The organism is Brevundimonas sp. 2YAF1, from assembly GCF_052114745.1.
GTDB lineage: Bacteria > Pseudomonadota > Alphaproteobacteria > Caulobacterales > Caulobacteraceae > Brevundimonas.
The window spans coordinates 1-23,989 of sequence record NZ_JBFRFI010000002.1 but is presented as its reverse complement, the minus strand read 5'-3'; the positions used below and the strand labels follow the sequence as shown (position 1 = coordinate 23,989).

Genomic DNA, 23,989 nt, shown 5'->3' with positions numbered 1-23,989 from the left:
GGACGGATGGCAAGCGAAACCGTCTACATCATCCAGGCCTATGTTCAGGGCAAGGGCTCCGGCCTTCGCGCCGAGCCGCAGGTCGGATGCAAGGACGCCGAAGAGGCGCGCCGCAAGGCCGAGCGCCTGGCGCCCCTGCGTCTCGGCGTCGTCGCCTTCGCCGTCTCGGCCGACACCGAGATGGGCGACTACGACGAGCATCCGACCATCCTCTTCAAGGCCGGGCGTCTGCCGCCGCCGTTCAGCGACGAGGGCTGAGGCCGACTGGCCGGGGATCAGGCCGCCCGCTTCAGACTGTCATAGACATGGGTCACGGCGTCGAACCGCACGCGCGTCGGCTGGCCGCCCAGGGGCGAGGCCGCAAAGTCTGACGCGGTCAGCCCGGCGGCCACGGGGTCGTCGATCTTGTCCGTGTTCCAGCCCAGAAGCAGCCGGCCGCCGGGTTTCAGGACCGCCGCCAGGGCGGCCAGGGCGCGTTGCTGCTGTTCGGGACTGTCGACGCCGTAGCCCAAGACCCCGTTGCAGACGACGGCGTCGAAGCTCAGGTCGGCGAACAGGCGGTCGGCCTCGCAGACGTCGCCGGTGCGGTGCCGGCCCGTCCGCCCCCAGCGTTCGACCGTCGGGTCGATGTCGCTGGTCCAGACCTCGCCGCCGCCCGCCTCCAGCGCGGGATAGTCGTCCAGGGTGTATTCGCGACAGCCTACCCACAGGATGCGCCCGCCCTCGACCGCCAGCGCCGGCACATAGGCCTCGGCCATCAGGCGCCGGTCCGGCAGGGCGCGGATGCGCGCGGCGCGCGGCGAACGCCGCCGACGCAGGCCCGCCTCGCCGAAGATCAGTCTGGTGAAAAAGCTACCCACGACCAAAACGGCTCTCCCCGGCAGAGACGATGTCGTCCTGTCATCGACGGAGACGTCGGGCGGCTAACTCAAGATGACGCAGCAATGTCCGCTTTCGAGCCCGTTGCGGACATTCAGATCGGCAACCGAGCCGCATTTGCGGCTCTTTTCCAAGTTGAAAAACGGCGTTAGGGTTCCTGTCATCAAGGAACCTGATGCCATGCAAGATAAGTATAATTGGGGACTTTATAACGACCCCAATGATCCACGCCTTGTTGTTCCGAAGATGAATCCCGCCCTGGGGTGGACCGTTAATATCGCCCATCCATCAGCACGACTTGCACTGGTCCTGATGGCCGTCGTCCTCGCGGCCGGCATGGCAGGGTCAATCCTTCTCGGCTGACTTTCGTCAGGTCCGGTTTCGGCGGGCAGGGGCCAACGTCCGCTTTGCGGCCTGGCCGCCGCTTCGCCTAGCACGCCGTTTCCGCCGGACAAGAACCATGGGCCCGCTATCCACCCCCCAACTGACGTTTCCGACGCCCGCGGCTCCAGGCGTCCAGCCCAATGTCTGCAGTAGGGCGGCTAGGCGGAGTCTGCTCACGGGCCCATCACCAAGCAGGCATTTGGACGAAATGGTCGGTCGGATCGGCGGGCGACGTTCTAGAAGCTCTGCTGGCCGGCCGGAACCATCGAGCGTTGCGCTGGTTTCGACGGGTCGGGCGTATTCTCTGACCTGCCGGCCCTGGCCCGGCTTTCGAGCGCCCGGGCCGCAAGGAGTACCTTGCGATTGGAAAAGGCTTGCCGTCTGATCCGCCGGCCCGTTGCGGATCGGACGGACTGACGCGTCGCGAGGCAGGAGGGACCAGTCGTGTCAGACGATGCAGCCGACGATGATCCCGGCTCGGCGCCTGGACCAAGCGATCAGGCGCCGGGCGCGACGGCGGCGAAGCCGCCTCCGCCGCTGGAGCGCAGTCGGTTCGGCGGCACAGGACGGCGCCATGAGGCCCACATCGACGACGACGCGCCGGTCTCGCGCAGCGATCTCAGCAAGGGGCCGGCCGAGTTGGTCGAGGACCGCCAGGCCCATGTGAACTGGCGCGTCGTGACGATCTCCTCCTTGGTGATCCTCGTCTTTTCGATCTGGGCGATCATCATGCCCGATCACGCGCGCCTGACGATGAAGACGGTCGTGGATTGGATCGCCACGAACCTGGGCTGGTACTATGTGCTGACGACCACCATCGTGATCGGCTTCGTTCTCTGGGTCGCCTTTTCCAAAGAGGGCGGGGTGCGGCTGGGTCCGGACCATTCGCGGCCGCAATACAAACTCGTGACCTGGGTGGCGATGCTGTTCGCCGCCGGCGTCGGCATTGACATGCTGTTCTATTCGGTCACCGGCCCGGTGGTGCAGTATTTGCACCCGCCTTCCGGCGAGGGCGGGACCGCCTTTGCAAGGCAGGACGCGGTCATCTGGACGATGTTCCACTACGGCATCGCCGGCTGGTCCATGTATGCGCTGCTCGGCATGGCGATGGGGTATTTCGCCTATCGGTGGGGGATGCCGCTGTCGATCCGCGCCGCCCTCTATCCGCTGTTCGGCAAGCGGGTGCGCGGCCCGCTGGGCGACGGCGTCAGCATCATCGCCCTGGTCGGCACCGTGTTCGGGGTGGCCACCTCCATGGGCATCGGCGTGGTCCTGCTGAGCGTCGGCTTCTCGCTGATCTTCGGCCTGCAGCACGGGCTGGCCCTGCAGATCGCCCTGGTCGCGGTCGCGGTGGCCCTGACCATCGCGGCTACGACGTCAGGCGTGGATCGAGGCATCCGCTGGATCTCCGAGCTGAACCTGTGGAGCGCCGCAGCGATGATGCTCTACATCCTCTTCACCGGACAGACGGCCTTCCTGCTGAACGCCCTCGTCGAGAATATCGGCCGGTTCTTCTTCACCCTTCCCGAGCGCACGCTACAGACCTTGGCCTATGAGCCGGACGGGGCCGAATGGATGGGCCGATGGACCTTGTTCTTCTGGGCTTTCTGGCTGGCGTGGGGGCCCTTCGTCGGGGTCTTCCTCGCCCGGATTTCTCGTGGGCGGACGCTGCGCGAGTTCGTGATCGCAGCGATCACGGCGCCCGTGCTGTGCGACTTCTTCATCGTCTCCCTGTTCGGCAATTCGGCCCTCTACGAGGTGCTGCACGGCAATGCGGCGTTCGCCAGACTGGCGGCCGAAAGCCCTGAGGAAGGCTGGTATGCTCTCCTGGCCATGTTCCCTTGGCCGATGTTCCTGATTGGCCTGGCGACCCTCTCGGGGCTGCTGTTCTATCTGACCAGCGCGAACTCCGGCGCCATGGTGTCGTCGAATTTTTCCGCCTCTATCCCTGATCCGTCGCACGACGGGCCGAAATGGCTGCGCATCTTCTGGGCCCTACTCACCGCCCTGCTCGCCGTGGCGATGCTGCTGGCGGGCGGCGTGACGACGATGGAGTATGCAACGCTCATCTTCGCCCTGCCGGTGACGATCATCGCCTATCTGGTGATGGCCTCCTTCTACAAGGTGTTGCAGATGGAGCGCGCCGATCGGGAGGGGCAGGTGCTGCGGCGACGGACCATCGCCCCCTCGGGCGGCCACCTGCCCGAGCGCTCATGGAAGCAACGGCTCGAGCGGATGCGCGCCTTCCCGTCGCTGCGCCAGGTTGCTCAATTCCTGGATCGCACGGTGCGACCGGCCCTGGACGATGTCGCGGCGGAGTTCCGCAACCAGGGCTATGAAGTCGAGCTGGCCTCCCTGGCGGGCGCCAGCGGCGTCGAGGAACCCGTGCTGCGGGTGTCGTTGGATCAGTTCCGCGCCTTCCAGTATCAGGTCGCCGTCGTTGAAGCCCCAGTCCCGATGTTCGGCGGCCGGATGACCCGAGAGACCGACGTTTATTACCGCCTCGAAGTGTTCACCCAAACGGGGTCGGGCGGCTATGACCTCATGGGGCTCACCCGGCAGCAAGTGATTGACGACGTGCTGGAGCGATACGAGGCCCACCTGGCCTTCCTCACCCTGTCGGCGGAAACCGACACCGCCTCTGTGCTCACGCCGCCTATGCCGCCCGCTGGATAGGACGGGGTCTGGGCGTCGAGGGGCCGTATTCGAGCTCAGGGGCAAGGACCGCTTTCGACCCTCAACGGACTTTGGGCTGCCCCGCAGTTTGATAGACCTCAAAAAGGTGGGATGCGGACATTGCGGCGAAAAGGGCTTGCAGGTCACCTTCACCAACGACCTGCAAGTCGGCCGTGAAGCCGTCCCAAGTCAGCGCAATATCAATCGGCCCAAGTCGATATAGTCTCATTTCCTCTAGCGGATTTCCTACAGTTTGGAGTTTCTCCGCTCCAAACTCCAGCAACGCCCTCTCGACACCGTCTAGATCATCTCCGGCGTCATGGTCGGGGAGATTGATCTCGCCAGAACTGTCGCGGTGCATGATGCGAAGCGGTTTGCTCATATCAGCAGAATGCACACCAGGATGTCCGCTTGCCACCCTTAGCTGACGAATGCGGCGTCCGCTTTTAGGCCGGGACCCGAATGTCCGCCTTCGGCGCCGAAGCCCAGGAGCGAATTCGACCCCTAGCAGTCATCCGCCCCCGAAGACTTCAACTTATACCAAAGCTTAGCAAAGAGGTTAAATGCGTGACTGTAAAACCAGTACGCAAGCACCATGATAAGTGCAGAGCTTACAACAATACGGATCGTGCCTAAAAGGGATTGGGTTGGCATCAGGTACGCTGCGGTAACCAGCCAAAAGATCCAAAAAATAAAAAGAGCGATCTTCAGCCAGTTCATAATGCCCCCGTTTCTACCCATCCCCTCTAACCCACGGCTAAGACAAAAACAGGGCGCTCGAATTCCTAAGACCAAGCGTCCGCTTGCTGGCGCTAAGCCGATGTCCGCTCTCAGCGTCGAAGCCGAGGACCGCTCACGACCCATAGGCGACACTCTAAGCATCCGCTATTCAGTCATAAACCAGCGTCATGGAAGGCAGCAATTCATGAACGATGTAGATTTCTGGCTACTGATTGGGTTCTGTTTCCTTGGCAGCATAGAGATGACGGTAGCCTTCGTTCTGGGAGGTAAAGCAGCCATCTTCACCTATGCCGCAATCACAGCCATTCCTGCACTGATCATTGCGGCGCTGGGGGTCGCACTCGCGTTCCTGTCGGTGGATGGGGGCGCAGCGGCTTTTGGGGAGAGCATTGTGGTTGCTCTCATGCTCATGGCGATATGGGTCCCCGTAGGTGTGGTGTCGCTAATCGTCGGTGCTGGCGCAAGGGTAGCTAGGCGCTGGTTGAGACAGGGACCAAAGCCTGTCTAGGCTCCATGGTCCGCTAACCACCCGTAGCGGATGTCCGCCGAGTCCGGCGCCTGGTCCGGGCCACGCTGGCGGCCGCCCCGCTTAGGCGCTGCGGTTCAGGGGGATGACTTGGGCCTCGCCCTCGACGGGCTCGCGGGCGGCGACGACAATGGGCAGGCGGACGGTGACGGCGGCGCCTTCGCCCAGGGTGCTGTCGATGCTCATGGCGCCGTGGTGCAACTCGGCCAGGGACCGGACCAGCGACAGGCCGAGGCCGGTGCCCTGCGCCCTCTGCTCGGCGCCGCCGGCCTGCTCGAAGGGGCGGCCCAGGCGGGCCAGGTCCTCGGGCGCGACGCCGACGCCGGTGTCGGCCACGGTCAGCTCCAGGTCGGCGCCCGGATGCGTCCCAAGCGCCTCGGCGCTGACGGTCACTGACCCGCCGGCGGGGGTGAATTTCACGGCGTTGGACAGCAGGTTCAGCGTGATCTGCTTCAGGGCGCGGCGGTCGGCGGCGACGGTCAGGGCCTCTGGCGGCAGGACGGCGGCCAGATCGACGCCCTTGTCGTCGGCCTGCACCCGCACCAGGGCGACGGCGGCGGAGACCACCTCGCGCACGTCGAACCGTTCGATGCTCAGCTCGTACCGCGCCGCCTCGATGCGGCTGACGTCGAGCACGTCGTTGATCAGGTCCAGCAGGTGGCCGCCCGCTTCGTGGATCGACTGGGCGTAGTCGGCGTAGCGGTCGGGGATGGGGCCGAACAGGCGCTGGCGCATGATGTCGGAGAAGCCGAGCACGGCGTTCAGCGGCGTGCGCAGTTCGTGGCTCATATTGGCCAGGAAGCGGGACTTGCCGGCGTTCTGGGCCTCGGCCTCGGCGCGGGCGGCGTCCAACCCGGCTTCGCGAGCGTGCGCCAACGTGGCGTCCAGCGCCAGGGCGATCAGGCGCGGCGGTTCATCGCCGCCTGTCGCGGGGCCGAGCCGACGCAGCACCATCAGGATGCGGCGGTCCAGCGCCAGTCGCGGAGCGAAGCGCACCTGCGCCTCGCCGCCCGCGCGGGCCTTGGCCAGGGCGGCCAGAACGGCGGGGCGGTCGGGTGCATGGACGGCGGCGACCAGCCCGTCATCGAACAGGGGATCGACCGGCAGGGCGGCCGGGGCCGCGCCATAGGCGGCCAGCGCCCCGCCAGCGGCGTCCAGCACCAGCGTCAGTCCCGGCTGGCCGGCCAGCACCGTCTCGACCTGGGCCACGGCGGCGACCGACGCGGCCAGGCGACGGGTCTGGCGGGCCGCGCTGAGGCGGAAGGCCAGGGCGGCGGCGGCGGTCGTCAGCAGGGCCGAGACGGCGGCCATGACGGGCGCGGCCTCGCGCGGGCCGGTCACTGCGGCCGCTGTCAGGCCCGACAGGACCGCCAGCCCTGTCGCCAGGGCGCCGAACGGGGCCAGTCGCGACGGTCCGAGGGCGATGGCGGCGGCCAGGGGCATGAAGACGAAGCCGCCTAGCGATCCGGTCAGTCCGCCCGAGAGGCCCGCCGCCGCGATCGCCGCCAGCGACCAGGCCGCCAGCAGGGCCGCGCGCACCGCTTGCCCGTCGCGGCCCAGCAGCACCAGTCCCAGAAGGCCGGGCGTGGCCATGGTCAGGGCGGCGGGGGCGTCCAGGCCCTGAACGGGGACGTCCGCGCCCAGCCAGGCGGCCCCCAACGCGGTTAGGCCGACCGCCGTGGCCCAGCCGGCGTGCCAGGCGGCCAGCGCCGGTCCGCCCTGCGCGTCGTCGGCGAGGGGGGCGGTCGGGCGGGACGGGGCGGCGGGTGGCGTCAATCCGGGGCTTTGCGCGACTGATTCAGGGGGAGGCAGTCTAGACTCGGACGGCGCCGCGCCCTAGGCCCCTCGCCTCGCGGGCGATTGTCCCGAACTGGCGCAGCGGCGAGGCCGGGGGATGAGGGCGGCGGTTGTCGTTAACGCCGGTCGGGCCTATGTCGCCCCTCATGAGCACGACCGACGCCCTTTCCGCCCAGGGCCCCGCCCCAACCATCGACGAGACCCTGGCCGAACTGGTCGAGGAATTCGACCTGCTGGGCGACTGGGAAGGGCGGATCGAATACGTCATCGACCTGGGCAAGGGCCTGGCCCCCCTGCCAGAACATGCGCGCGTCGAGGCCAACAAGGTGCCGGGCTGCGCCGCCCAGGTCTGGCTGTCGACGCGCCGCGCCGACGGGCGGCTGTTCTTCGACGCCGACAGCGACAGCGCCCTGTCCAAGGGCAATATCGCCCTGCTGCTGAAGCTCTATTCCGGCCGCACTCCGGCCGAGATCCTCGCCTTCGACGCCCGCGCCGCGCTAGACCGCCTGGGCCTGCCTTCGGCCCTGACCCGCCAGCGCGCCAACGGCCTGAACAGCATGGTGGGCCGCATCCGCGAGGCGGCGGCGGCCCAAACGGGGGTCTAGGTTCTGGCCGTCACTGCGTCGCCCCGACGGTTTCGCTGAAGACATATTCGTGCTGGCTGTCGCGCGTGATGAGGGCGCGCTGGCCGTCCTTGTCGGCCACCACGAATTCCAGGCCTTCGTTGGTCGGGTCGATGGTGATGAAGGAGACCGTGCCGTCGTCGTTGGCGCGGCTGGCCACGCGGGTGCTCAGGGTGACGAGTTGGAAGATCACGTCCGCTCCTTCACGACGCACCGTCAGCCTGCCCAGATCGGGGTTGAAGTAGGTCTCGGCCAAGGCCGCCGTAGGGGCGGCGGCGGGCGGCGTGGACAGTCGGCTGCGGAACTCGGCCATGGCGGTGCGGGTGCGCAGGGCGGCCCCGGCGACATCGGCGGCGGCTTCCGGCTTGCCGTCGTACAGCACCTCGACCAGGCGGCGCATGAAGGGCCGCAGCAGCATCTGGCCGTTGTCGGCGTTGGCCAGGATCACCGCCCCGACGCCCGCTTCGGGCAGCAGCATGATGTCGCTCTTGTAGCCGGCCAGGCTGCCGCCGTGATGCACGACGGGCACGCCCCAGGTCTGGGTGGTCTGAAGCCCCATGCCGTAGAAGGCGTCCTCGCCGGTCGGGACGCTGGGCGCCCGTCGCGCCAGCAGGTTTTCGGCCGAGACGATCCGCCCGCCATTGGCCAGGGCACCCTGCCGCAGTTCGTTCTCGACATAGAGGATCATGTCGTGGGCCGACGACCAGGCGCCGCCCGCCGGGCGATCGGACCAGGCGGCGTAGTTGAGGTCCATCGTCGCGATCTGGGGTTTGTCTGACAGGCCGTCGCCGTGGGGGCGGGCGTGGTTCGTGCGCTCGGCGCGGGCGCTGTCGAAGGTCGTGTCCTTCATGCCCAGCGGATTGAAGATCTTGTCCTGCATGGCCGCGTCGAAGGCCGCGCCCAGTTCGAGGTCGGGGTGGACCAGATGGCCGCCGATATAGCCGGCGGCCGAGGCCATCAGGTTGTTGTACTGGAACACTTCGCCAAAGCCGCTGGTCGGCTCGGTGGCGGCCAGTTGCGTGAAGGTGGTGGAGGCCGACGTGCCGGGCGGCGTGTTGAACAGCCATTCCATATCCTTGCGGGGCAGGCCGGTGCAGGCGCAGACCAGATGCCGGACCAGAACGCTGCGCGTCGTCGCTTCGCTGCCCAGTTTGAAGGCCGGATAGATCTCGGTGACCGGCTGATCCCAGCGCAGTTTGCCCTCGTCGACCAGTTGCGCCAGCAGCAGGGTGACCATGCTCTTGGTATTGGAGGCGACCATGAACAGGGTGTGGGCGTCGACCGGCTCTGGCTTGCCGACCTCACGGACGCCGACGCCGCCCTCATAGACGATCTTGCCCTGGTCATAGAGGGCGAAGGCGGCGCCGGGGATGCCGAGTTCGGCCATCGAGGTCTCGACGAAGGCCCGCATCTGCTCGATCCGCGCCGCATCCAGCGGATGGGCCTGGCGACCGGCGAAGGTTTCGCGGGAATAGCCGGCGGGGCGAAGGCTCTGGATGGCGAGGTTGGCGGCGGCGCCACGTTTCTCGGCGGTGGCCTCGCTGAGCTCCATGAGCATGACCGTCCAGGCCGAACCGGCGCGCAGGGCCAGCGCCTGGATCGCCAGGCGCTCGTTCGGCGAGGTTTCGTAGTCGACCAGCGACCGCTCATCCCAGCCGTTACGCGCCGGGCGCGGGGTCGTCAGGCGCACCGGCCGGTTGAAGCCGGGTTGCAGGGCCTGCCAGGCCTTGGCGACGGCGTCGGCGGCGTCAGAGGCCTGGGGAATGTCGATGATGGCCAGGCGACCATCCACTTCGGGCGGGGTGAGGATGATCTGGCCCGGCGCGCTCGTCACGCTCCAGGCCTGCGGGGCGGTGAAGCCGGCGCCGGAACTGGTTTTCTGGGGCGTGTCGGCGATCAGAGCTGCCGGCGTCGGGGCCGCCGGCGTCTGCGCCATGGCCAAGGCAGGAACGCAGACGCCGAGCATCAGCGCCAGAACCAATCCACGCATGTCAAACCCCTCCAGGCGATAATGTGACCTTAGCGGTAACAGGGTTCTTTACCTTTTGATAACCAAGTTTTCCGAACGCACGTTTTTGTTGCGGGCGCGTCCGGCTCACCCGATTCCATAGTGCTCCGCCAAAGCTTGCAGTCCCTGTTTCAGGGCCGTCTTGCCCTGACGGCGGCGCAAGAACAGCGATTCCTCAGCCAGTTGCAGCGAGGCGCCGTGGATGCAGACGCGCTCGACCATGGCGCGCAGGCGCGGGCCGCAGGCGGTCAGGGCCGCCTCAACCCGGGCGGCGGCGGACAGGGCGCGGTCGGTGGGCTCGCCGCGGGCTGAACTGCCGCCGCCGGTTCGGGGCAGGGAGTCCCAGCGCATGGTCAGGGACGGGCCGCTGAGGGCGATTTCGGCCTCGGCGCGCAGCCGTTCGCCGGCTGCGACCTCGGCAGGGGTCAGCCAGGGGCGGCCGGAGGCGTCCTTGCGCCGGGCCAGCCAGGCGACGGGGCTTTCGCCCAGATTGGCGCGTCGGGTCGTAACGCGGCCGTCAGGCTCCATGACGGCGCGCTCGCCCTCGATCACGCCGGGCCGGCCCGGCGACGGCGATGGCGACAGCGAAGTGTTGGTCGCGGGCCGGGGGCGGGGCAGCCAGCCGCCCCCGTCGCGCTGACGCAGGCCCGGCCGCTCGACCAGGGCGCGGAACGCCGTCTCGTCCAGGGTCAGCACCACCCGGCCGCGCCGGTCGCCGCCGAGCCGCAGGGGATAGGCGGCGCCCGACTGGTCCAGCCAGGCGCCGGGCCGGTCGAGCAGCGACCGGGCCCGTTGCACAACACGTTCTGGGGCCCGGCTCATCGGACGGCTCCCGAAGCCGGCGCCAGATCGACGGCGGGCAACTCCATCACCGCGCGCAGACAGGACTCCAGCCCGTCCATCAGTCGGTCGTAGTCGCCGCGGTCGCGCTCGTCCTCGGCCCAGCGGCAGGCGGTCGAGGCGGTGGCCCGGTTCAGGCCGAAGGCGTGGGCCACTCGCTCCAGCGGCCAGCCGAACGAGACATGGGCCAGATACATGGCCGACCAGCGGGTGCGGCAGGCGCGCGGGCGCACCCGCTCGCGCCGCAGCATCTCGGCCACCGGCACGCCGAAGGCCAGGGCCGACAGATGCAGGGCCGCGTCGGCGCGGATGCGGTCGCCCTCGGTCACCGGCACGCGGTAGGGCTCGGCTCGATAAGGCTCCGCTGGAAAAGGAATCATGTCATCAGTGGCTCCCGAACGCTCGTTTGTCTTTCCCCATCGTGCCCTGGGCCGAGGGGTGAGTTAGGAATGTTGTCCTAACGAACGTCAGAAGCGGTCGTCTCGCCTTGTCGGGCGCGGGATCGGCTGTGGAGCATTGGATGCGCGGCAGGGGATGGCTCGCGCGTCAAGGGGGCATGTCGCGCCGCATGGTTAATAAATTAACGAATCCTTGACTCGGGACTCTCGACGGCGATTCGCAAATCAGCCTAAGCGTTTCATATCGGGACCCGTTAACCCTTCTTAAGGTTTTGACCCGTTAACGTTGGAACAAGGTTACCCGGCTGTCGCTCCCTTGGCGGCCGAGCCAAAGCTTTGCCTGGAGGGGCATGAATGCGCGTCCTGCTGATTGAAGACGATCACGCCACGGCCCAGAGCATCGAACTGATGCTCAAGTCGGAAGGCTTTAACGTCTATACGACCGACCTGGGTGAAGAAGGCATCGATCTGGGCAAGATCTATGACTACGATCTCATTCTGCTGGACCTGAACCTGCCCGACATGAGCGGCCTCGAGGTTCTGCGTCAGCTGCGCGTCGGCAAGATCAATACGCCGGTCATGATCCTGTCGGGCACGCATGAGATCGAGACCAAGGTCAAGACCTTCGGCGGCGGCGCCGACGACTATCTGACCAAGCCCTTCCACAAGGACGAGCTGATCGCGCGCACCCACGCCGTGGTCCGTCGTTCCAAGGGTCACGCCCAGGCCATCATCCACACCGGCGAGATCGCCGTGAACTTGGACGCCAAGACGGTCGAGGTCGACGGTCACCGCGTGCACCTGACCGGCAAGGAATATCAGATGCTGGAGCTGCTTTCGCTCCGCAAGGGCACGACCCTGACCAAGGAAATGTTCCTGAACCACCTCTATGGCGGCATGGACGAGCCCGAGCTGAAGATCATCGACGTCTTCATCTGCAAGCTGCGCAAGAAGCTGGCGACGGCGGCGAACGGCAAACACTACATCGAAACCGTCTGGGGCCGGGGCTATGTCCTGCGCGACCCGTCGGAAGGCGCCGTCAGCGTCGCCGCCTGATTTACGACCTGGGGCCTCCACTCAGGATTAGAGCTTGAAGCGCCCGCCGGGAAACCGGCGGGCGTTTTGCTGTGTGTCCTTCTCCCCTTGAGGGAGAAGGTGGGCGCCGGAGGCGCTCGGATGAGGGGTTTCTGGCGGCTGGATGAAGGGGGCGTCGGCAGGCGTCGCGCGACCCCTCATCCGTCAGCCCCCGGATCAAGTCCGAGGGCTGCCACCTTCTCCCGCAAGGGAGAAGGATCAGGAGAACGCCCCTGCCACTGCGTGGAACATCGGATTGGCCCGGCCCGCCGCGTCGAACAGCAGCGGGCTGTCCCTGCCGTCGTCTTCGGATCCCCGCCGCAGCCAGCTGTCGCTGTCGCGCACGCCCCAGACGGTGAAGGCGAACTGCTGGGCGCGGGGCAGGGCCATGAAGGCCTCGGCCAGTTCGGCGACGCGGGCGGTCTGTTGCCTGATCCTGTCGCGACGCGGCTTCAGGTCGAACAGGCGGTTGCCGGTGCGCAGCGAGGCGTCCAGTTCCGCGACGTGGATCGGCAGGCCGAACCCGGCCAGTTCGCGGATGAAGGCGGCGGCTTGCCCTGCGGGAATGTCGATGTCGAGGTGGCTCTGCGTGCCCAGGCCGGTGACCGGGGCGCCGGCCTTCAGCAGCCGCTCGACTAGACGCAAATAGGTGGCGCCCTTCACCGGATTGTTCTCGAGGTCGTAGTCGTTGAGGAAGAGGACGGCGTCGGGCGCGGCCAGCTTCGCCTGTTCGAAGGCGCGGAGGATGTAGGCGTCGGTTCCGCCCAGACCCTGGCTCCAGACGCAGTCGCGGAGCGTCTCGCCGTCATGGGTCACCGGCTCGTTGACCACGTCCCAGCCGACCACCTGGCTGCGCCAGCGCCCGGCGACGGCGGCGATATAGCGGTCGTATTCGGCGGCGAAACGGGCGCGGTCGCCGGTCAGGGCCCTGAACCAGGCATGGTCCTGCGCATACCAGATCAGGGCGTGGCCGAAGAGGCGCAGATCCCGGTCGCGGGCGAAGGCGGCGATGCGGTCCGGCGCGTTGAAGCGCAGCGATCCGTCGGACTGGAGGATGGACTCCATCTTCATCTCCCACTCGGGCGTGAGCTGGGAGAAGTGCTCGGAGACCAGCCGCACCCAGACCGGGTCCGACAGATGGCCGGTCATGCAGGCCGCGCCGACCGGGAAGGGGGCGAGGGATTTCAGCGCGGGGACGGGGCCGTCGGCGACCGGCGGCGCCGCTTGGCCGGGAGGACCGCAGGCGGCCAGGGCGATGGGGGTGGCGAGGAAGGCGCGGCGCGACACGTTAAAGCCCTTCCCCTCGAGGGGGGAGGGTTGGGAGGGGGTGAAGGTAGTCGGTCGGCCGAGTGGGGCTAGGGCGACGTCACCCGCGTTCAACCCGGAAGCGTCGGCGGCTCCACCCCCATCCCCGACCCTTCCCCCCTCGAGGGGGAAGGGGGAGGCAGAGGTGCGGGGCCTACCCCTCCGCACGTCGGCGCAGGCCCATTTCGTCGAAGGCGGCGGTTTCGCGCTTGGCGGCGGCGATCAGCTTGTTCAGGCGGGTGGTCTCGGCCACGTGCTCGAACTTCTTCAGTTCCTCGAAGGCGCTGGTCAGGGCGTCGCGGGCGCCTTCCTCTTCGGCGGCGACGGCGGCGACCACGCCCTCGGCGTCGGCGCGTTTCAGCTTCCAGCCGTTGAGATAGGCCTGCAGCATCAGGCTGGAGGTCGGGTCCAGGCGGGCGTTCTGGCGCTCGATCTCGACCTCGGCGTCGAGGACGGCGACGCGCATTTCGGCCTCGGCCTTGCGGGCGGCGACCTCGGCCAGACGCTTCTGCCGCGTCTCGACTTCGTAGTTGGAGATGCGGATCAAGGATTGAGCCCAGGCGGTCATAAGGTGTTCCAGATCACGGTCAGACCATTCCTTGGTTCAGAATGGTTTCCAGACGGTCAAAGCTTTCGCTCAACGAGGTGTGGTCGTCCTTGTCCTGGCCGAGGAAGTCCTCGAGCGCGGGGTTCAGGGCGATGGCGCGGTCGACGATGGGGTCGGCCCCGGTGCGATAGGCGCCGATCTTGATCAGCTCTTCCATGTTGGCATAGGCCGACAGGCACTGACGGGCGCGGCGGTTCAGTTCGCGCTCGGGCGGGGTCTGACAGCCGGGCAGGGTGCGGCTGACTGACTTGAGCACGTCGATGGCGGGGAAGCGGCCGCGCTCGGCGATCTTGCGGTCCATGACGATGTGGCCGTCGAGGATGCCGCGCACGGCGTCGGCGATGGGCTCGTCATGGTCGCCGCCGTCCACCAGGACGGTGAATAGGGCGGTGATCGGTCCCGCCGTGGTGCCGTCGGCGCGGATCGGGCCGGGTCCGGCGCGCTCCAGCAGCTTGGGCAGTTCGGTGAAGACAGTCGGGGTATAGCCCTTGGTCGTCGGCGGCTCACCCGCCGCCAGACCGATCTCGCGCTGGGCCATGGCGAAGCGGGTGACCGAGTCCATCAGGCACAGGACTTCCAGTCCCTGGTCGCGCAGGTATTCCGAGATGGCCAGGGTCATATAGGCCGACTGGCGCCGTTTCAGCGCCGGTTCGTCCGAGGTGGCGACGACGACGATGGCGCGCTTCAGGCCTTCTTCGCCCAGGGTCTCCTCGATGAACTCGCGGACCTCGCGGCCCCGCTCGCCGATCAGCCCGACCACGACCACGTCGCAGGTGGCCTGCTTGGCCAGCATGGACAGCAGCACCGACTTGCCGACGCCCGAGCCGGCGAAGATGCCGAGGCGCTGCCCCCGGCAGGTGGTGGTGAAGACGTCCATCGAGCGCACGCCCAGATCCAGCCGCTCGCCCACCCGTCCCCGCGAATGGGCCGGGGGCGGCGCGGCGCGCAAGGGGTAGGGCACCGGCCCCTGCGGTAGGGGGCCCAGCCCGTCGATGGGCTGGCCGAAGGCGTCGATGACGCGGCCCAGCCAGGCCGTGGTCGGGCGGACGCTGGCGGCCTGGTCGATGATCTTGATGTCGGCCCCGGGGGCCACGCCCTCGACCGGGCCGAAGGGCATCAGCAGGGCCTTGGCGTCGCGGAAGCCGACGACCTCGGCCGGCAGGGGGGGCTGGCCGCGCCGCTGAATCTCGGCCCGGGCGCCGACGGCCAGACGCGACAGGCCGCCGCGCGATTCGATCAGCAGACCGCTGACGCCCGCCACCTTGCCGGTGACGACCAGCGGGTCGATCGCTTCGACGGCGGCGACGAGATTACGCAAAGAAAGGGCCCCTCGGGCTGGGTCGGGGGCCTGACCGCAGCCGCTAGAATCTACCCGTTAACGCATGGGCCATCGTGGTTAACGAGCGGTGAAGCTGGGGCGCGGGATCGGCGTCTTTCCTCCCCATGAAATGGGGAGGGGGACCGCCCTCGGGTCTTGCCTCCGGCAAGCCCAAGGACAGGCTTTGCGGTGGAGGGGCTGGGGCAGCGCTCTGCCTTGAAGAGGCCCCTCCGTCACGGACGCTGCGCGTCCGCGCCACCTCCCCATGGAATGGGGAGGAAAAGCGCGCCCTCTCGCCAGGATTCAGGCCGGGGCGCCGGGTTCGCCCAGGGGCTGGGCCTGGCCCCGGGGCGCGGTCAGGACGGCGCCGATCGAGGCGGCGATGATGGCGGCGATGGCCAGCCATTGCAGGGAGCTGAGCTGTTCGTGCAGCAGCACCAGGCCGGCCAGGGCGCCCACCGCCGGTTCGCCGCTGAGCAGGACGCCGAAGGTGCGCTTGGGGATGTGGCGCAGGGCGATCATCTCCAGCGAATAGGGCAGGGCGCTGGACACCAGGGCGACGCCGAGGCCCAGCAGCAGGACGGAGGGCGCGAGCAGCGCGACCCCCGCGGTCGTCACGCCGAAGGGGATGATGACCAGGGCGGCCGTGCTCATGCCCAGGGCCACCGACTGGCCCGCGTGCATGTGCGACAGGCGTTTGCCGAAGACGATATAGAGGGCCCAGCACAGGCCGGCGGCGGCGGCGAAACCGACCCCGACCGGGTCCAATCCCTCGACCCCGCTCCAGATCGGCAGCAGCATGGCCAGGCCGCCGACGGCCAGGCCCACCAGGAGGAAATGCACCGGTCGCCGCGAATGGATCAGCGCCAGGGTCAGCGGCCCGGCGAACTCGATGGCGATGGCCAGGCCAAGCGGGATGGTCCGCAAGGCCATGTAGAAACTGAGGTTCATCAACCCCAGCACCAGGCCGTACAGCAGCACCCGCCCGGCGTCGGCGCGGCTCAGGCGAAACCGCCACGGCCGCCAGAGCGCCAACAGCACCAGGGCCGACAGGCCGACGCGCAGGGTCGAGGTCCCCTCGGCGCCGACGATGGGAAACAGCCCCTTGGCGAAGGAGGTGCCGACCGCCAGCGACACCATGCCGCCCAGCAGGGCGAGATAGGGCAGGGCGGCCGTCAGGCGGCTGGCGGGCAGGGCGGGCGGCGGGGAGGGCATGGGGGCTGTCTATCCCGAGCGGCGTCGCGATTCACGGCGTTTCCTCGGCTCGACGCGGAAATCCGTCGGCGCGGATCAGACTTCCCGGCCCGGCGTTTAGAATTGATCGCCCGGCGCCTCTTGCGAGGACGTCGTCAAGCTTATCTGTTAGGACGCCATCGCCAACGGAGACCGCCTCATGTCCGACGCCCCCTACGACGCCAGTCGCCACAAGAAAGCCGGGCGCGGCCGGGTCTATGACAGCATCATCGACACCATCGGCGACACGCCCCTGGTGCGGTTGCCTAACCTGACGGCGGAGTACCAGCCGAAGGCCACGGTGCTGGCCAAGCTGGAGTTCTTCAACCCCATCGGCTCGGTCAAGGATCGCATCGGCGTGGCCATGGTCGAGGCGCTGGAGCAGGCGGGCACGATCAAGCCGGGCGCCGTCCTGATCGAGCCGACATCCGGCAACACCGGCATCGCCCTGGCCTTCGTGGCCGCCTCCAAGGGCTACAAGCTGATCCTGGTCATGCCCGAAAGCATGTCGATCGAGCGCCGCAAGATGCTGGCCCTGATGGGCGCCGAACTGGTGCTGACGCCAGCGGAAAAGGGCATGAAGGGCGCCATCGCCATGGCCCAGGACCTGCTGGACCGCACGCCCGGCGCGGTCAGCCCCTCGCAGTTCGAGAACCCCGCCAACCCGGCCATCCATGAGGTTTCCACCGCCGAGGAGATCTGGAACGACACGGCGGGCGCCGTGGACATGGTCATTTCCGGCGTCGGCACCGGCGGCACCATCACCGGCGTCGGCCATGCGCTGAAGGCGAAGAAGCCGTCGGTGCAGATGATCGCGGTGGAACCGACGGCTTCGGCCGTGCTGTCCGGCGGTCAGCCCGGTCCGCACAAGATTCAGGGCATCGGCGCGGGCTTCATCCCGAGCATCGTCGACCGCGCCGTGATCGACGGCGTCGAACAGGTCTCGAACGAGGACGCCTTCGATATGGCCCGCCACGTCGCCCGCGCCGAGGGCATCCCCGTCGGCATCAGCTCGGGCGCCGCCCTGGTCGCCGGTTTCCGCCAGGCGGCGCTGGACGAGAACGCGGGCAAGACCATCGTCGTCATCATCCCCAGCTTCGCCGAACGCTACCTGTCCACGGCCCTGTTCGAGGGGCTGTAGGCTTCCGGCTTCTCTTCCCACTTCGTGGGGAGGTGGATCGGCGGCGAAGCCGACGAGACGGAGGGGCCGTTTCGTCAGGCGCAAGCCCCTCCACCGCTATGCGGTCCCCCTCCCCATTGCATGGGGAGGAAAGGCGTGGGCGCCCCTCACCCGCGGTTAACCGCCTCGCGCTAGGGTCGTGCGGCCATGTCTCACCCGGCCGCCATTCCCGCCGACGACGCCCAGATCGGGCCGTCGAAAGCCCGCCAGACCCTGTTGCGGCGGCTGGCTGACGTCGTCTGCCTGCCCGCCAGCCGGATCAACGCCTTCGAGCGGGCGGTGACGGGCGACCTGCTGGTCGAGATGCTGCGGCTGGCGCCGATCGAGGAGCGGCGGCGGGTGGCGCTGAGGCTGGCCCCGCTGGCGGAACTGCCCAACAGCGTGGCGCGGCTGCTGCTGCGCGACGAGCCGTCGGTGGCGGCGCCCCTGATCGAACAATGCGCCTCGCTGTCGGACGTCGACCTGATCGGCTGCGCCCGCGACGCCGACATCGAGCACCGCCTGCTGATCGCCGTCCGTCGCGGCCTGTCGGAAGTCGTGACCGAGACCCTGCTGAGTTTCGGCGAGGACGCCGTCATCGACGCGGTGCTGAAAAACACTTCGGCGCGCCTGTCCCAGGCGGCCGTCGAGGGCGTGGTGGCGCTGAGCCGCCAGAGCAAGGGTCTGTGCGCGCCCCTGCTGCGCCGCCCCGAACTGCGGCCGTCCGGGGCCTATGTCATGTTCTGGTGGTGCGAGGCCGAGGAGCGCCGCACCGTGCTGCAGCGCTTCGCCGTGTCGCGCGAGGTGCTGCAGGAAAGCGTCGAGGACGTCTTCGCCATGGCCGCCGCCGAGGGCTGGGCCGACCCGGTGGCGCGCAAGGCGCTGCAGTTCATCGAGCGCCGCCAGCGCAACCGCGCGGCCATCGACAAGAGCCCCTACAGCGGACTGGAGGCCGCGGTCGCCGCCGCCGCCGAGGGGATGAGCCGCGAACTGGTCGGCGAGATCGGTTATCTGTCGGGGATCAAGCCGCTGACCGCCGCCAAGATCATGGGCGACGCGGGCGGCGAGGCCCTGGCCATCCTGTGCAAGGCGACAGGCCTGTCGCGGCGGGATCTGCTGGCCCTATGGCGGGCTATGCGACGGCCCGAGCTGACGGTCGACGGCGAGGTCCATCCCGACTGGGAACGGGTGCAGATCACCTATGAAATGCTGGCCGTCGACCGGGCTCAGACCGTGCTGCGTTACTGGAACTGGTCGCTGTCCTCGGCGCTGACGCCGGCGCTGCTTCGCGCCATCCGCGAAGGCGAGGAAGATCTGGTCGACGAATACTCCGCGCCGGAGCGGGCGGCCATGCTGGCGCTGGCGGAGAACTTTGGTCGGTGAAAGCGGGCGACTGAATTCAGCTCAGATAAGTAGAACAGTTCGCCTGACAGGCGATGTTCTATGCTTGCATTGCTTTCATCATCAAACATCCGTATGAAACCAACCACCGACGGGTCGGGTTAGATCAGTCGAACATGTTTGGCTCCTGAAACAGGCTATCCCCCCATGGAAGAAAAACCCGAGCTGCTCGAAATGACGGCGGACATCGTGTCGGCTTACGTCAGCAACAACACCGTCTCGGCCGACGCCGTGCCCAGCCTGATCGCCCAGATTCACGCGGCGCTGTCCGGCGTGTCTTCGGGCCCGGTGGAAGTCGAGCCCGAGCCCAAGGAACCGGCGGTTCCGGTGCGCAAGTCGATTACGCCTGACTTCCTGATCTGCCTGGAAGACGGCCGCAAGTTCAAGTCGCTGAAGCGCCACCTGCGCACCAAATACAATATGAGCCCCGAGGAATACCGGGCGAAGTGGGGCCTGGCCAAGGACTATCCCATGGTCGCGCCGAACTACGCCAAGGCCCGCTCGGACCTGGCCAAGCAGATGGGCCTGGGCCAGGGCGGCCGCAAACCCGCCCGCGCCGCGCCCGCCGCCCGCGCCAAGAAGTAAGACCGGCCTTTCCAGGTCGGACGCAGCGCCCGTCTTCCGCAAGGAAGGCGGGCGTTTTTGCATTCTTGGGGCGCTACCGCCCTCGGGCTGCTTGAGCGCGTTTGGCGCGACTTCTCCCTCCCCTTCATGGGGAGGGTGGCTGAGCCCGCAGGGCGAGGCCGGGTGGGGGCGGCGAGGCGATGCCTGGCTCTGCGTGGCCGACGGCGGCGTCGGCCCCTCCACCGCTACGCGGTCCCCCTCCCCATGAAATGGGGAGGAAAGCGCGGGCGTTCTGGCTTTCCTCCCTGTCGCGTAGCGATGGGGAGGTGGCGCGGACGCGAAGCGGACGTGACGGAGGGGGCGGCTCGAACGGCTGACGGCGGTGTCGCCCCCTCCACCGCTTCGCGGTCCCCCTCCCCACAAAGTGGGGAGGAAAAGACGGGGCTCTAAGCCGCGTGCATGGCCTTGCGCATGCGCCAGAAGCGCAGGGTGCGCTGGGCGGCTTCGTTGGTCAGGTCGTTGTACATGCCGGCGTAGGCGCGGGCCTTGCCCATGGCGTCGCCGTCGGTGTTCAGCACCACCACGGCGTAGGTTAGGAACAGGGCGCGATCCAGGTCGGCGGCCTTGCAGACCACGGCCAGGGCGTCCAGCTCGCGCCGCTCGATGATCTGGCGGGCGGTGTGGAAGTCGATGTCGGCCAGCTGCGACAGGGCGATCAGAAAGGACGTCCGGCTGCCCGAGCGCAGGAAGCGGGCCAGCACGGGGGGCGTCAGCTGACCGGCGATGCGCAGTTCTTCGACATAGGCCAGGCTCTCGGCGTAGTCGGGCGGCAGGGCGCCGTCGTCGGTGGCGACGCGGGCGCGGCCGGCGGCCAGGGCGCTTTCCAGCAGGGCGGGGTCCAGACGCGCGTTCTGTTCCAGGATGCGCTGGCGCAGGCGGGCCTCGACGGCGAAATACATCTCGTTCAGCAGGTCCGGCGGCAGGCTGGCGCGCTCGACCGTGGCGGCGTGCAGGGCCGGATTGACGCGGGCGCGCTCGACGGCGGCCTCGGAGGCGGCGCGCGACAGACAGGCCCCCTCGTTGCCTAGCAGCACGCCCAGGGTCTCGTCGTCGCCGCGCTCGATGATGGCGTCGGACACGGCCTCGGACACTTCGGCGCGCTGGCTGACGGCGCGCATATGGCCCTGGCCGCGCGAGCGGATGACGTGGATCAGATCGGCCTCGGTCAGCACCGGCGAGGCGCGCAGCACGGGATGGGCGACGTCCTCGGCCTCGTCGTTGGCGAGACGGCGGATCAACTGATGCGGGGCGTCGGGCACGGCGGCGAAGCGTTGGGCCAGTTCGGCGCGGACGGCCAGCTCCATGGCGTCGGTCAGGTCGCTGAGCACGGCGCCGTAGAGAGCGGCCTCGGCCTCGCTGCGTTCGGCGGCGCCGAAGAAGTGGTCGGTCAGTTCGCGCAGCAGGGCGCGGCGCTTCTCGCTGGACGGCTCCTGCGCCAGGGCGATCAGGTCGGGCAGGCGCGAGGCGGCGTCAGACTCCGAGAGGGGGACCGGGGGAGGGGCGGCGCCGTCGCTCATGGCAGGGTCGGGTCTTCGTTGGCGGGCAGGGCCTGGAGGCGGCCGTTCGCGTTGCGGATCAGATTGGGGGCGGAGGGCGGGGCGGCCAGGTCGCTCGATGCGGGCATGCTGGCCAGATCCACCGGCAGGGCGTCCAGATAGATCGGCGCGGGCAGGGGCGTGGCGTCGGGTTGGCGGCCGTTCTGGCGATGCACCGAATAGTAGCGGGCGCCGCCCTGGGCGGCAGGCGCGCGGGCGTCCGCGGCCGAGGCGGGCTGGATCTGCGCCTGGACCTGAGGCGCGGCCTGAGGTGCGGCGTCAGGCGCGGGCGCCGGGCGCTGAAGGCGGAAGATCGGCGCGTCGCGGCGCGGGGCCATCGGGTCGGACGCGGGCGAGGCGAGGGCGGCGGCTTCGGGCGCCGGCGTCGAAACCGGCGCGCGGACAGGGTGCGGCGCGGGGGCGGCGACGGGCGGCGCGACGGGCATGGGCGGCGGCGCAGCCTCGGCGGTTGCGGCGAAATAGGCGGTCGGAGCCGGAGCCGCCGACGACGATGCGACGGCGCGTGCAGGACTCCAGGGCGCGGCGGCCTCGACCGGGGCGGCGGGCTGCGGTTGATAGGCGGGCGTCTGCGAGCCGATCCAGGCGCTGGCGGGCGTCAGGCCCTGACGCGCCTCACGCGAGGGCGCGGGGGCGAGCGCGGCCTCGGGGGCGGGTTGGCCGCCGTGGGGGATGATCGGCGGTCGGCGCACGGCGGCGGTCGGCGCGGCCTCGACGGCGCGCGCGGCTTCGGCGACGGCGACCGGGCTGTAGGAGCGACCCGGCCAGGTCAGGTAACGCAGGCCCGCCGCGTTCGCGCTGGACGGCGCGGGACTGGTCTGAGCCGCCGCGGGCGCGCCGAGGCCGAGGGCGCAGGCCCCGGCGGTCAGAATGGCGGCGGTGATCGGCGGGCGTCGCACGGACGGCTCCTGCTTGGCGGACGGGGATGAACGCGCAAGCTAGGCCGGGACGGCTTAATCCGCTGCTAACGCGGGGGGGGCGTCAGCCCCGGCCGGGCAGGTATTGGGCGGTGAAGGCCTCGCGCCAGTCGGGCGGCGAGGGATAGGCGGCCTCGGTCTGGTCGGCGAAGGCCTGCCAGCGCTCGGCCGTCATGGCCCCCAGGCCGTAGAGGGCCGCGTCGCCGCCGTCGACCACGGCCTCGGTGCGCAGGCTGGCGCGGACGGCGTCCAGCAGGCGCTGATTCAGGGCGGGATTGGCGCGGCGGATCAGGGCGTCGCCCTTGGTCCCGTCGCCGTGGACATAGTCGCGCCAGCCCTCGACCGAGGCGGCGATGAAGTCGCGCAGGGCCCGGGCGTTGTCGCGGGCGAAGGCGTTGGGGGCCAGGACCAGACCGGAATAGGAGGGGTAGCCGTCGTCGGCGGGGATCAGCACGCGCGGCTCGAACCCGGCCTGACGCGCGATCAGCGTCGGATCGCCCGCCGTCAGCCGTCCGATCAGGACTGCTTTCGGATCGGCCAGGAAGGCCTTGAGATTGTCCTCCGGCGTTCCCGGCCGCGCCTGATCGGCGGTCAGGTCGAAGCGGGTGCGCAGCCAGTTCCAGAATCCCGCGTGGTCGGCCGGGGACATCAGGATGGGCCGCTCGCGCAGGGCCGACAGGGCCTCCAGCGACTGATCCGGGCGAGCCATCAGGACCACGGGGTCCTTTTGCAGGAAGGCGGCGACGGCCTTGACCGGGGCGCGGTCGGCGACCAGCCGCATCGGCGCGAAGCTGTCGACGCCGAAGGCCAGTTCGACCGCGCTGGCGGCCAGCAGGGCGGGGACGTCGGCCCCGGCCGGGCCGGTCAGGATCTCGACGTTGAGGCCGCGCCGCTCATAGGCCCCGACAGCGATGGCCTGATAGAAGCCGCCGTGGGCGGCGGTGACCGGTCCCCCGGCGGCCAGACGCAGGCGCACCCGGCCGGATTCATCGACCGGCGCCTCGGTGCGGCCGCAGGCCGACAGGCCGAGCACCGATAGGCCGGCGGCCCCCAGCATCAGGCTGCGGCGGGAAGGCCCGCTACGGGAAGGATGGACACGTGTCATCACGCCTTGGTGTAGGGGGCGGCGGCGGACTTGGGAAGGTCGGGCGGCGTCATGACGTCCGCTGGAATTGAGCGAGGGGACGTGACCCCTGGCGCACCCGAATGGGCGAACCCTTGATCGCGTCCCCTCGCCAAGTCCGGGTTGGACCTGGCCGGCTGGGTCAGGGCCTTGCGTCACGCCTCGGGCGAACCCGGCGGCGGTCGGCTGGTCTCCTGGCGGCTCCTGGTCGCATCGGGCGCGTCGTCGGGACGCGTCGTCTTCGATCCCGGCCCGGTTCTCCACAACCCCCGCGCCGAGGCGCTTAAGGATCGGGAGCCTGGACCCTGCGTCGGTGTTTCCGGGTCCTTCGAAAAGGCCTGGAACCCTGGGTCAGAGAGCCGGACCGACCCGCTTGAAACCCCCGTCGCCATTGCTGGTTTGGGGTTTTCCGCGCCGCCGTGTCCCTCGGCCTGATGAGGTTCCGACGAACGGAGATTTCTGGCAAGCCGGCGATTCCAGAGGGCTGTGGGCAACCCGTGGATCAGGTGTGGGCAAGCCTGTGGATAGCTGTGGACGGCCGGAATTCGTGGAGGCCGATCAGCGGGGTGAGACGTCCACAGGAAAGCGTGAGGGGGCGTGGCGTTGCGCCATAAAGGCGCGACAGGGATCACTGTGGGGGGATGTCGGCTTTCGACGGTGGGCTCAACTGATCGCTGCAACACACGCAGCGAAGGTCTCCGCTGGCGTCCGATAGAGCAAGGTCTTTCTTGGCCGTTCGTTGAGCTGGCGTGCGATGGCGCTGAGCTGGGCCTGGCTGTGGAGGGACAGGTCGGTTCCGTGGG

Annotated in this window: 22 protein-coding genes and 1 pseudogene; 9 read left to right on the top strand and 14 right to left on the bottom strand. The window is 68.9% G+C overall.

The features are described from left to right. Positions 1–6: 6 nt before the first annotated feature. On the top strand, positions 7–258 hold the full coding sequence (locus AB4Y68_RS02725) for a hypothetical protein (RefSeq protein WP_441453861.1): 252 nt from the start codon (positions 7–9) through the stop codon (positions 256–258). 17 nt (positions 259–275) lie between these two features. Here the strand turns inward: AB4Y68_RS02725 and AB4Y68_RS02720 are convergent, their stop codons facing one another. Continuing rightward, on the bottom strand, positions 276–860 hold the full coding sequence (locus AB4Y68_RS02720; protein WP_441453859.1) for a methyltransferase domain-containing protein: 585 nt from the start codon (positions 858–860) through the stop codon (positions 276–278). Between the two features lie 199 nt (positions 861–1,059). On the opposite strand from AB4Y68_RS02720, the gene AB4Y68_RS02715 reads away from it, so the two are divergent. Together AB4Y68_RS02715 and betT are read left to right on the top strand one after the other, a co-directional pair. Beyond that, positions 1,060–1,242 carry a DUF5808 domain-containing protein gene (locus AB4Y68_RS02715; protein WP_441453857.1) on the top strand — a complete coding sequence of 61 codons (183 nt, stop codon included), beginning with the start codon at positions 1,060–1,062 and terminating at the stop codon, positions 1,240–1,242. A gap of 465 nt (positions 1,243–1,707) precedes the next feature. After that, positions 1,708–3,939, top strand: a complete 2,232-nt coding sequence (gene betT / locus AB4Y68_RS02710; protein ID WP_441453855.1) for a choline BCCT transporter BetT — start codon at positions 1,708–1,710, stop codon at positions 3,937–3,939. Between the two features lie 61 nt (positions 3,940–4,000). Here betT and AB4Y68_RS02705 read toward each other — a convergent pair whose 3' ends face one another. Continuing rightward, positions 4,001–4,321, bottom strand: coding sequence for a hypothetical protein (locus AB4Y68_RS02705; RefSeq protein ID WP_441453853.1), 321 nt, complete (start codon positions 4,319–4,321; stop codon positions 4,001–4,003). Between the two features lie 543 nt (positions 4,322–4,864). On the opposite strand from AB4Y68_RS02705, the gene AB4Y68_RS02700 reads away from it, so the two are divergent. Then, complete coding sequence (locus AB4Y68_RS02700) at positions 4,865–5,188, top strand: hypothetical protein (protein ID WP_441453851.1); 324 nt, start codon at positions 4,865–4,867, stop codon at positions 5,186–5,188. A gap of 81 nt (positions 5,189–5,269) precedes the next feature. Here the strand turns inward: AB4Y68_RS02700 and AB4Y68_RS02695 are convergent, their stop codons facing one another. After that, entirely contained in the window at positions 5,270–6,982 is a 1,713-nt protein-coding gene (locus AB4Y68_RS02695; protein WP_441453849.1) for a sensor histidine kinase, read from the bottom strand. A 167-nt stretch (positions 6,983–7,149) separates the two neighbouring features. Between AB4Y68_RS02695 and AB4Y68_RS02690 the strand changes: the two genes are divergently transcribed. After that, positions 7,150–7,608, top strand: coding sequence for a SufE family protein (locus tag AB4Y68_RS02690; protein ID WP_441453847.1), 459 nt, complete (start codon positions 7,150–7,152; stop codon positions 7,606–7,608). 10 nt (positions 7,609–7,618) lie between these two features. On the opposite strand, the gene AB4Y68_RS02685 is transcribed toward AB4Y68_RS02690, so the two are convergent. The 3 genes from AB4Y68_RS02685 to AB4Y68_RS02675 all read right to left on the bottom strand — a co-directional run bounded on the left by AB4Y68_RS02685 (position 7,619) and on the right by AB4Y68_RS02675 (position 10,854). Next, positions 7,619–9,616, bottom strand: coding sequence for a serine hydrolase domain-containing protein (locus AB4Y68_RS02685; protein WP_441453845.1), 1,998 nt, complete (start codon positions 9,614–9,616; stop codon positions 7,619–7,621). Between the two features lie 105 nt (positions 9,617–9,721). Then, positions 9,722–10,456, bottom strand: a complete 735-nt coding sequence (locus AB4Y68_RS02680) for a DUF6456 domain-containing protein (RefSeq protein ID WP_441453843.1) — start codon at positions 10,454–10,456, stop codon at positions 9,722–9,724. After that, the gene (locus AB4Y68_RS02675) at positions 10,453–10,854 is read right to left on the bottom strand and encodes a chromosomal replication initiator DnaA (protein ID WP_441453841.1); all 402 of its coding nucleotides are present in this window, start codon (positions 10,852–10,854) and stop codon (positions 10,453–10,455) included. The genes AB4Y68_RS02680 and AB4Y68_RS02675 overlap by 4 nt, the downstream gene beginning before the upstream one ends. A gap of 372 nt (positions 10,855–11,226) precedes the next feature. Here AB4Y68_RS02675 and ctrA point away from each other — a divergent pair, with 372 nt between their 5' ends. Then, on the top strand, positions 11,227–11,928 hold the full coding sequence (gene ctrA, locus AB4Y68_RS02670) for a response regulator transcription factor CtrA (protein WP_422676790.1): 702 nt from the start codon (positions 11,227–11,229) through the stop codon (positions 11,926–11,928). Between the two features lie 237 nt (positions 11,929–12,165). On the opposite strand, the gene AB4Y68_RS02665 is transcribed toward ctrA, so the two are convergent. The 4 genes from AB4Y68_RS02665 to AB4Y68_RS02650 form a co-directional block, all read right to left on the bottom strand. Further along, on the bottom strand, positions 12,166–13,233 hold the full coding sequence (locus AB4Y68_RS02665; RefSeq protein WP_441453839.1) for an endo-1,4-beta-xylanase: 1,068 nt from the start codon (positions 13,231–13,233) through the stop codon (positions 12,166–12,168). Between the two features lie 172 nt (positions 13,234–13,405). Then, a complete protein-coding gene (locus AB4Y68_RS02660; RefSeq protein ID WP_441453837.1) occupies positions 13,406–13,819 on the bottom strand; it encodes a flagellar export protein FliJ in 414 nt (137 codons plus the stop codon). A gap of 19 nt (positions 13,820–13,838) precedes the next feature. Next, complete coding sequence (fliI, locus tag AB4Y68_RS02655; protein ID WP_441453835.1) at positions 13,839–15,176, bottom strand: flagellar protein export ATPase FliI; 1,338 nt, start codon at positions 15,174–15,176, stop codon at positions 13,839–13,841. A 303-nt stretch (positions 15,177–15,479) separates the two neighbouring features. Continuing rightward, positions 15,480–16,391, bottom strand: coding sequence for an EamA family transporter (locus AB4Y68_RS02650; protein ID WP_441453833.1), 912 nt, complete (start codon positions 16,389–16,391; stop codon positions 15,480–15,482). 178 nt (positions 16,392–16,569) lie between these two features. Between AB4Y68_RS02650 and cysK the strand changes: the two genes are divergently transcribed. From cysK to AB4Y68_RS02635, 3 genes are all read left to right on the top strand, one after another. After that, entirely contained in the window at positions 16,570–17,550 is a 981-nt protein-coding gene (gene cysK, locus AB4Y68_RS02645) for a cysteine synthase A (protein WP_441453831.1), read from the top strand. 186 nt (positions 17,551–17,736) lie between these two features. After that, a complete protein-coding gene (locus AB4Y68_RS02640) occupies positions 17,737–18,951 on the top strand; it encodes a DUF2336 domain-containing protein (protein ID WP_441453829.1) in 1,215 nt (404 codons plus the stop codon). A 165-nt stretch (positions 18,952–19,116) separates the two neighbouring features. Continuing rightward, positions 19,117–19,554: a MucR family transcriptional regulator gene (locus tag AB4Y68_RS02635; RefSeq protein ID WP_441453828.1), complete on the top strand. Its 438-nt coding sequence runs from the start codon at positions 19,117–19,119 to the stop codon at positions 19,552–19,554. 425 nt (positions 19,555–19,979) lie between these two features. Here the strand turns inward: AB4Y68_RS02635 and AB4Y68_RS02630 are convergent, their stop codons facing one another. The 4 genes and pseudogenes from AB4Y68_RS02630 to AB4Y68_RS02615 form a co-directional block, all read right to left on the bottom strand. Continuing rightward, on the bottom strand, positions 19,980–21,110 hold the full coding sequence (locus AB4Y68_RS02630; protein ID WP_441453826.1) for a DUF2336 domain-containing protein: 1,131 nt from the start codon (positions 21,108–21,110) through the stop codon (positions 19,980–19,982). Then, the gene (locus AB4Y68_RS02625) at positions 21,107–22,045 is read right to left on the bottom strand and encodes a hypothetical protein (RefSeq protein WP_441453824.1); all 939 of its coding nucleotides are present in this window, start codon (positions 22,043–22,045) and stop codon (positions 21,107–21,109) included. The genes AB4Y68_RS02630 and AB4Y68_RS02625 overlap by 4 nt, the downstream gene beginning before the upstream one ends. Positions 22,046–22,127: 82 nt before the next feature. Then, positions 22,128–23,120 (bottom strand): ABC transporter substrate-binding protein, encoded by a 993-nt coding sequence (locus tag AB4Y68_RS02620; protein ID WP_441453823.1) that lies wholly within the window; start codon positions 23,118–23,120, stop codon positions 22,128–22,130. 729 nt (positions 23,121–23,849) lie between these two features. Further along, positions 23,850–23,989, bottom strand: a pseudogene (locus AB4Y68_RS02615) (IS30 family transposase); the annotation flags it as partial.

Coding starts and splice junctions, on each gene's coding strand:
- AB4Y68_RS02725 (WP_441453861.1), top strand. CDS start 7: ATGGCAAGCGAAACCGTCTACATCATCCAGGCCTATGTTCAGGGCAAG.
- AB4Y68_RS02715 (WP_441453857.1), top strand. CDS start 1,060: ATGCAAGATAAGTATAATTGGGGACTTTATAACGACCCCAATGATCCA.
- AB4Y68_RS02705 (WP_441453853.1), bottom strand. CDS start 4,321: ATGAGCAAACCGCTTCGCATCATGCACCGCGACAGTTCTGGCGAGATC.
- AB4Y68_RS02700 (WP_441453851.1), top strand. CDS start 4,865: ATGAACGATGTAGATTTCTGGCTACTGATTGGGTTCTGTTTCCTTGGC.
- AB4Y68_RS02690 (WP_441453847.1), top strand. CDS start 7,150: ATGAGCACGACCGACGCCCTTTCCGCCCAGGGCCCCGCCCCAACCATC.
- AB4Y68_RS02685 (WP_441453845.1), bottom strand. CDS start 9,616: ATGCGTGGATTGGTTCTGGCGCTGATGCTCGGCGTCTGCGTTCCTGCC.
- AB4Y68_RS02680 (WP_441453843.1), bottom strand. CDS start 10,456: ATGAGCCGGGCCCCAGAACGTGTTGTGCAACGGGCCCGGTCGCTGCTC.
- AB4Y68_RS02675 (WP_441453841.1), bottom strand. CDS start 10,854: ATGATTCCTTTTCCAGCGGAGCCTTATCGAGCCGAGCCCTACCGCGTG.
- ctrA (WP_422676790.1), top strand. CDS start 11,227: ATGCGCGTCCTGCTGATTGAAGACGATCACGCCACGGCCCAGAGCATC.
- AB4Y68_RS02660 (WP_441453837.1), bottom strand. CDS start 13,819: ATGACCGCCTGGGCTCAATCCTTGATCCGCATCTCCAACTACGAAGTC.
- AB4Y68_RS02650 (WP_441453833.1), bottom strand. CDS start 16,391: ATGCCCTCCCCGCCGCCCGCCCTGCCCGCCAGCCGCCTGACGGCCGCC.
- cysK (WP_441453831.1), top strand. CDS start 16,570: ATGTCCGACGCCCCCTACGACGCCAGTCGCCACAAGAAAGCCGGGCGC.
- AB4Y68_RS02640 (WP_441453829.1), top strand. CDS start 17,737: ATGTCTCACCCGGCCGCCATTCCCGCCGACGACGCCCAGATCGGGCCG.
- AB4Y68_RS02635 (WP_441453828.1), top strand. CDS start 19,117: ATGGAAGAAAAACCCGAGCTGCTCGAAATGACGGCGGACATCGTGTCG.
- AB4Y68_RS02630 (WP_441453826.1), bottom strand. CDS start 21,110: ATGAGCGACGGCGCCGCCCCTCCCCCGGTCCCCCTCTCGGAGTCTGAC.
- AB4Y68_RS02620 (WP_441453823.1), bottom strand. CDS start 23,120: ATGCTGGGGGCCGCCGGCCTATCGGTGCTCGGCCTGTCGGCCTGCGGC.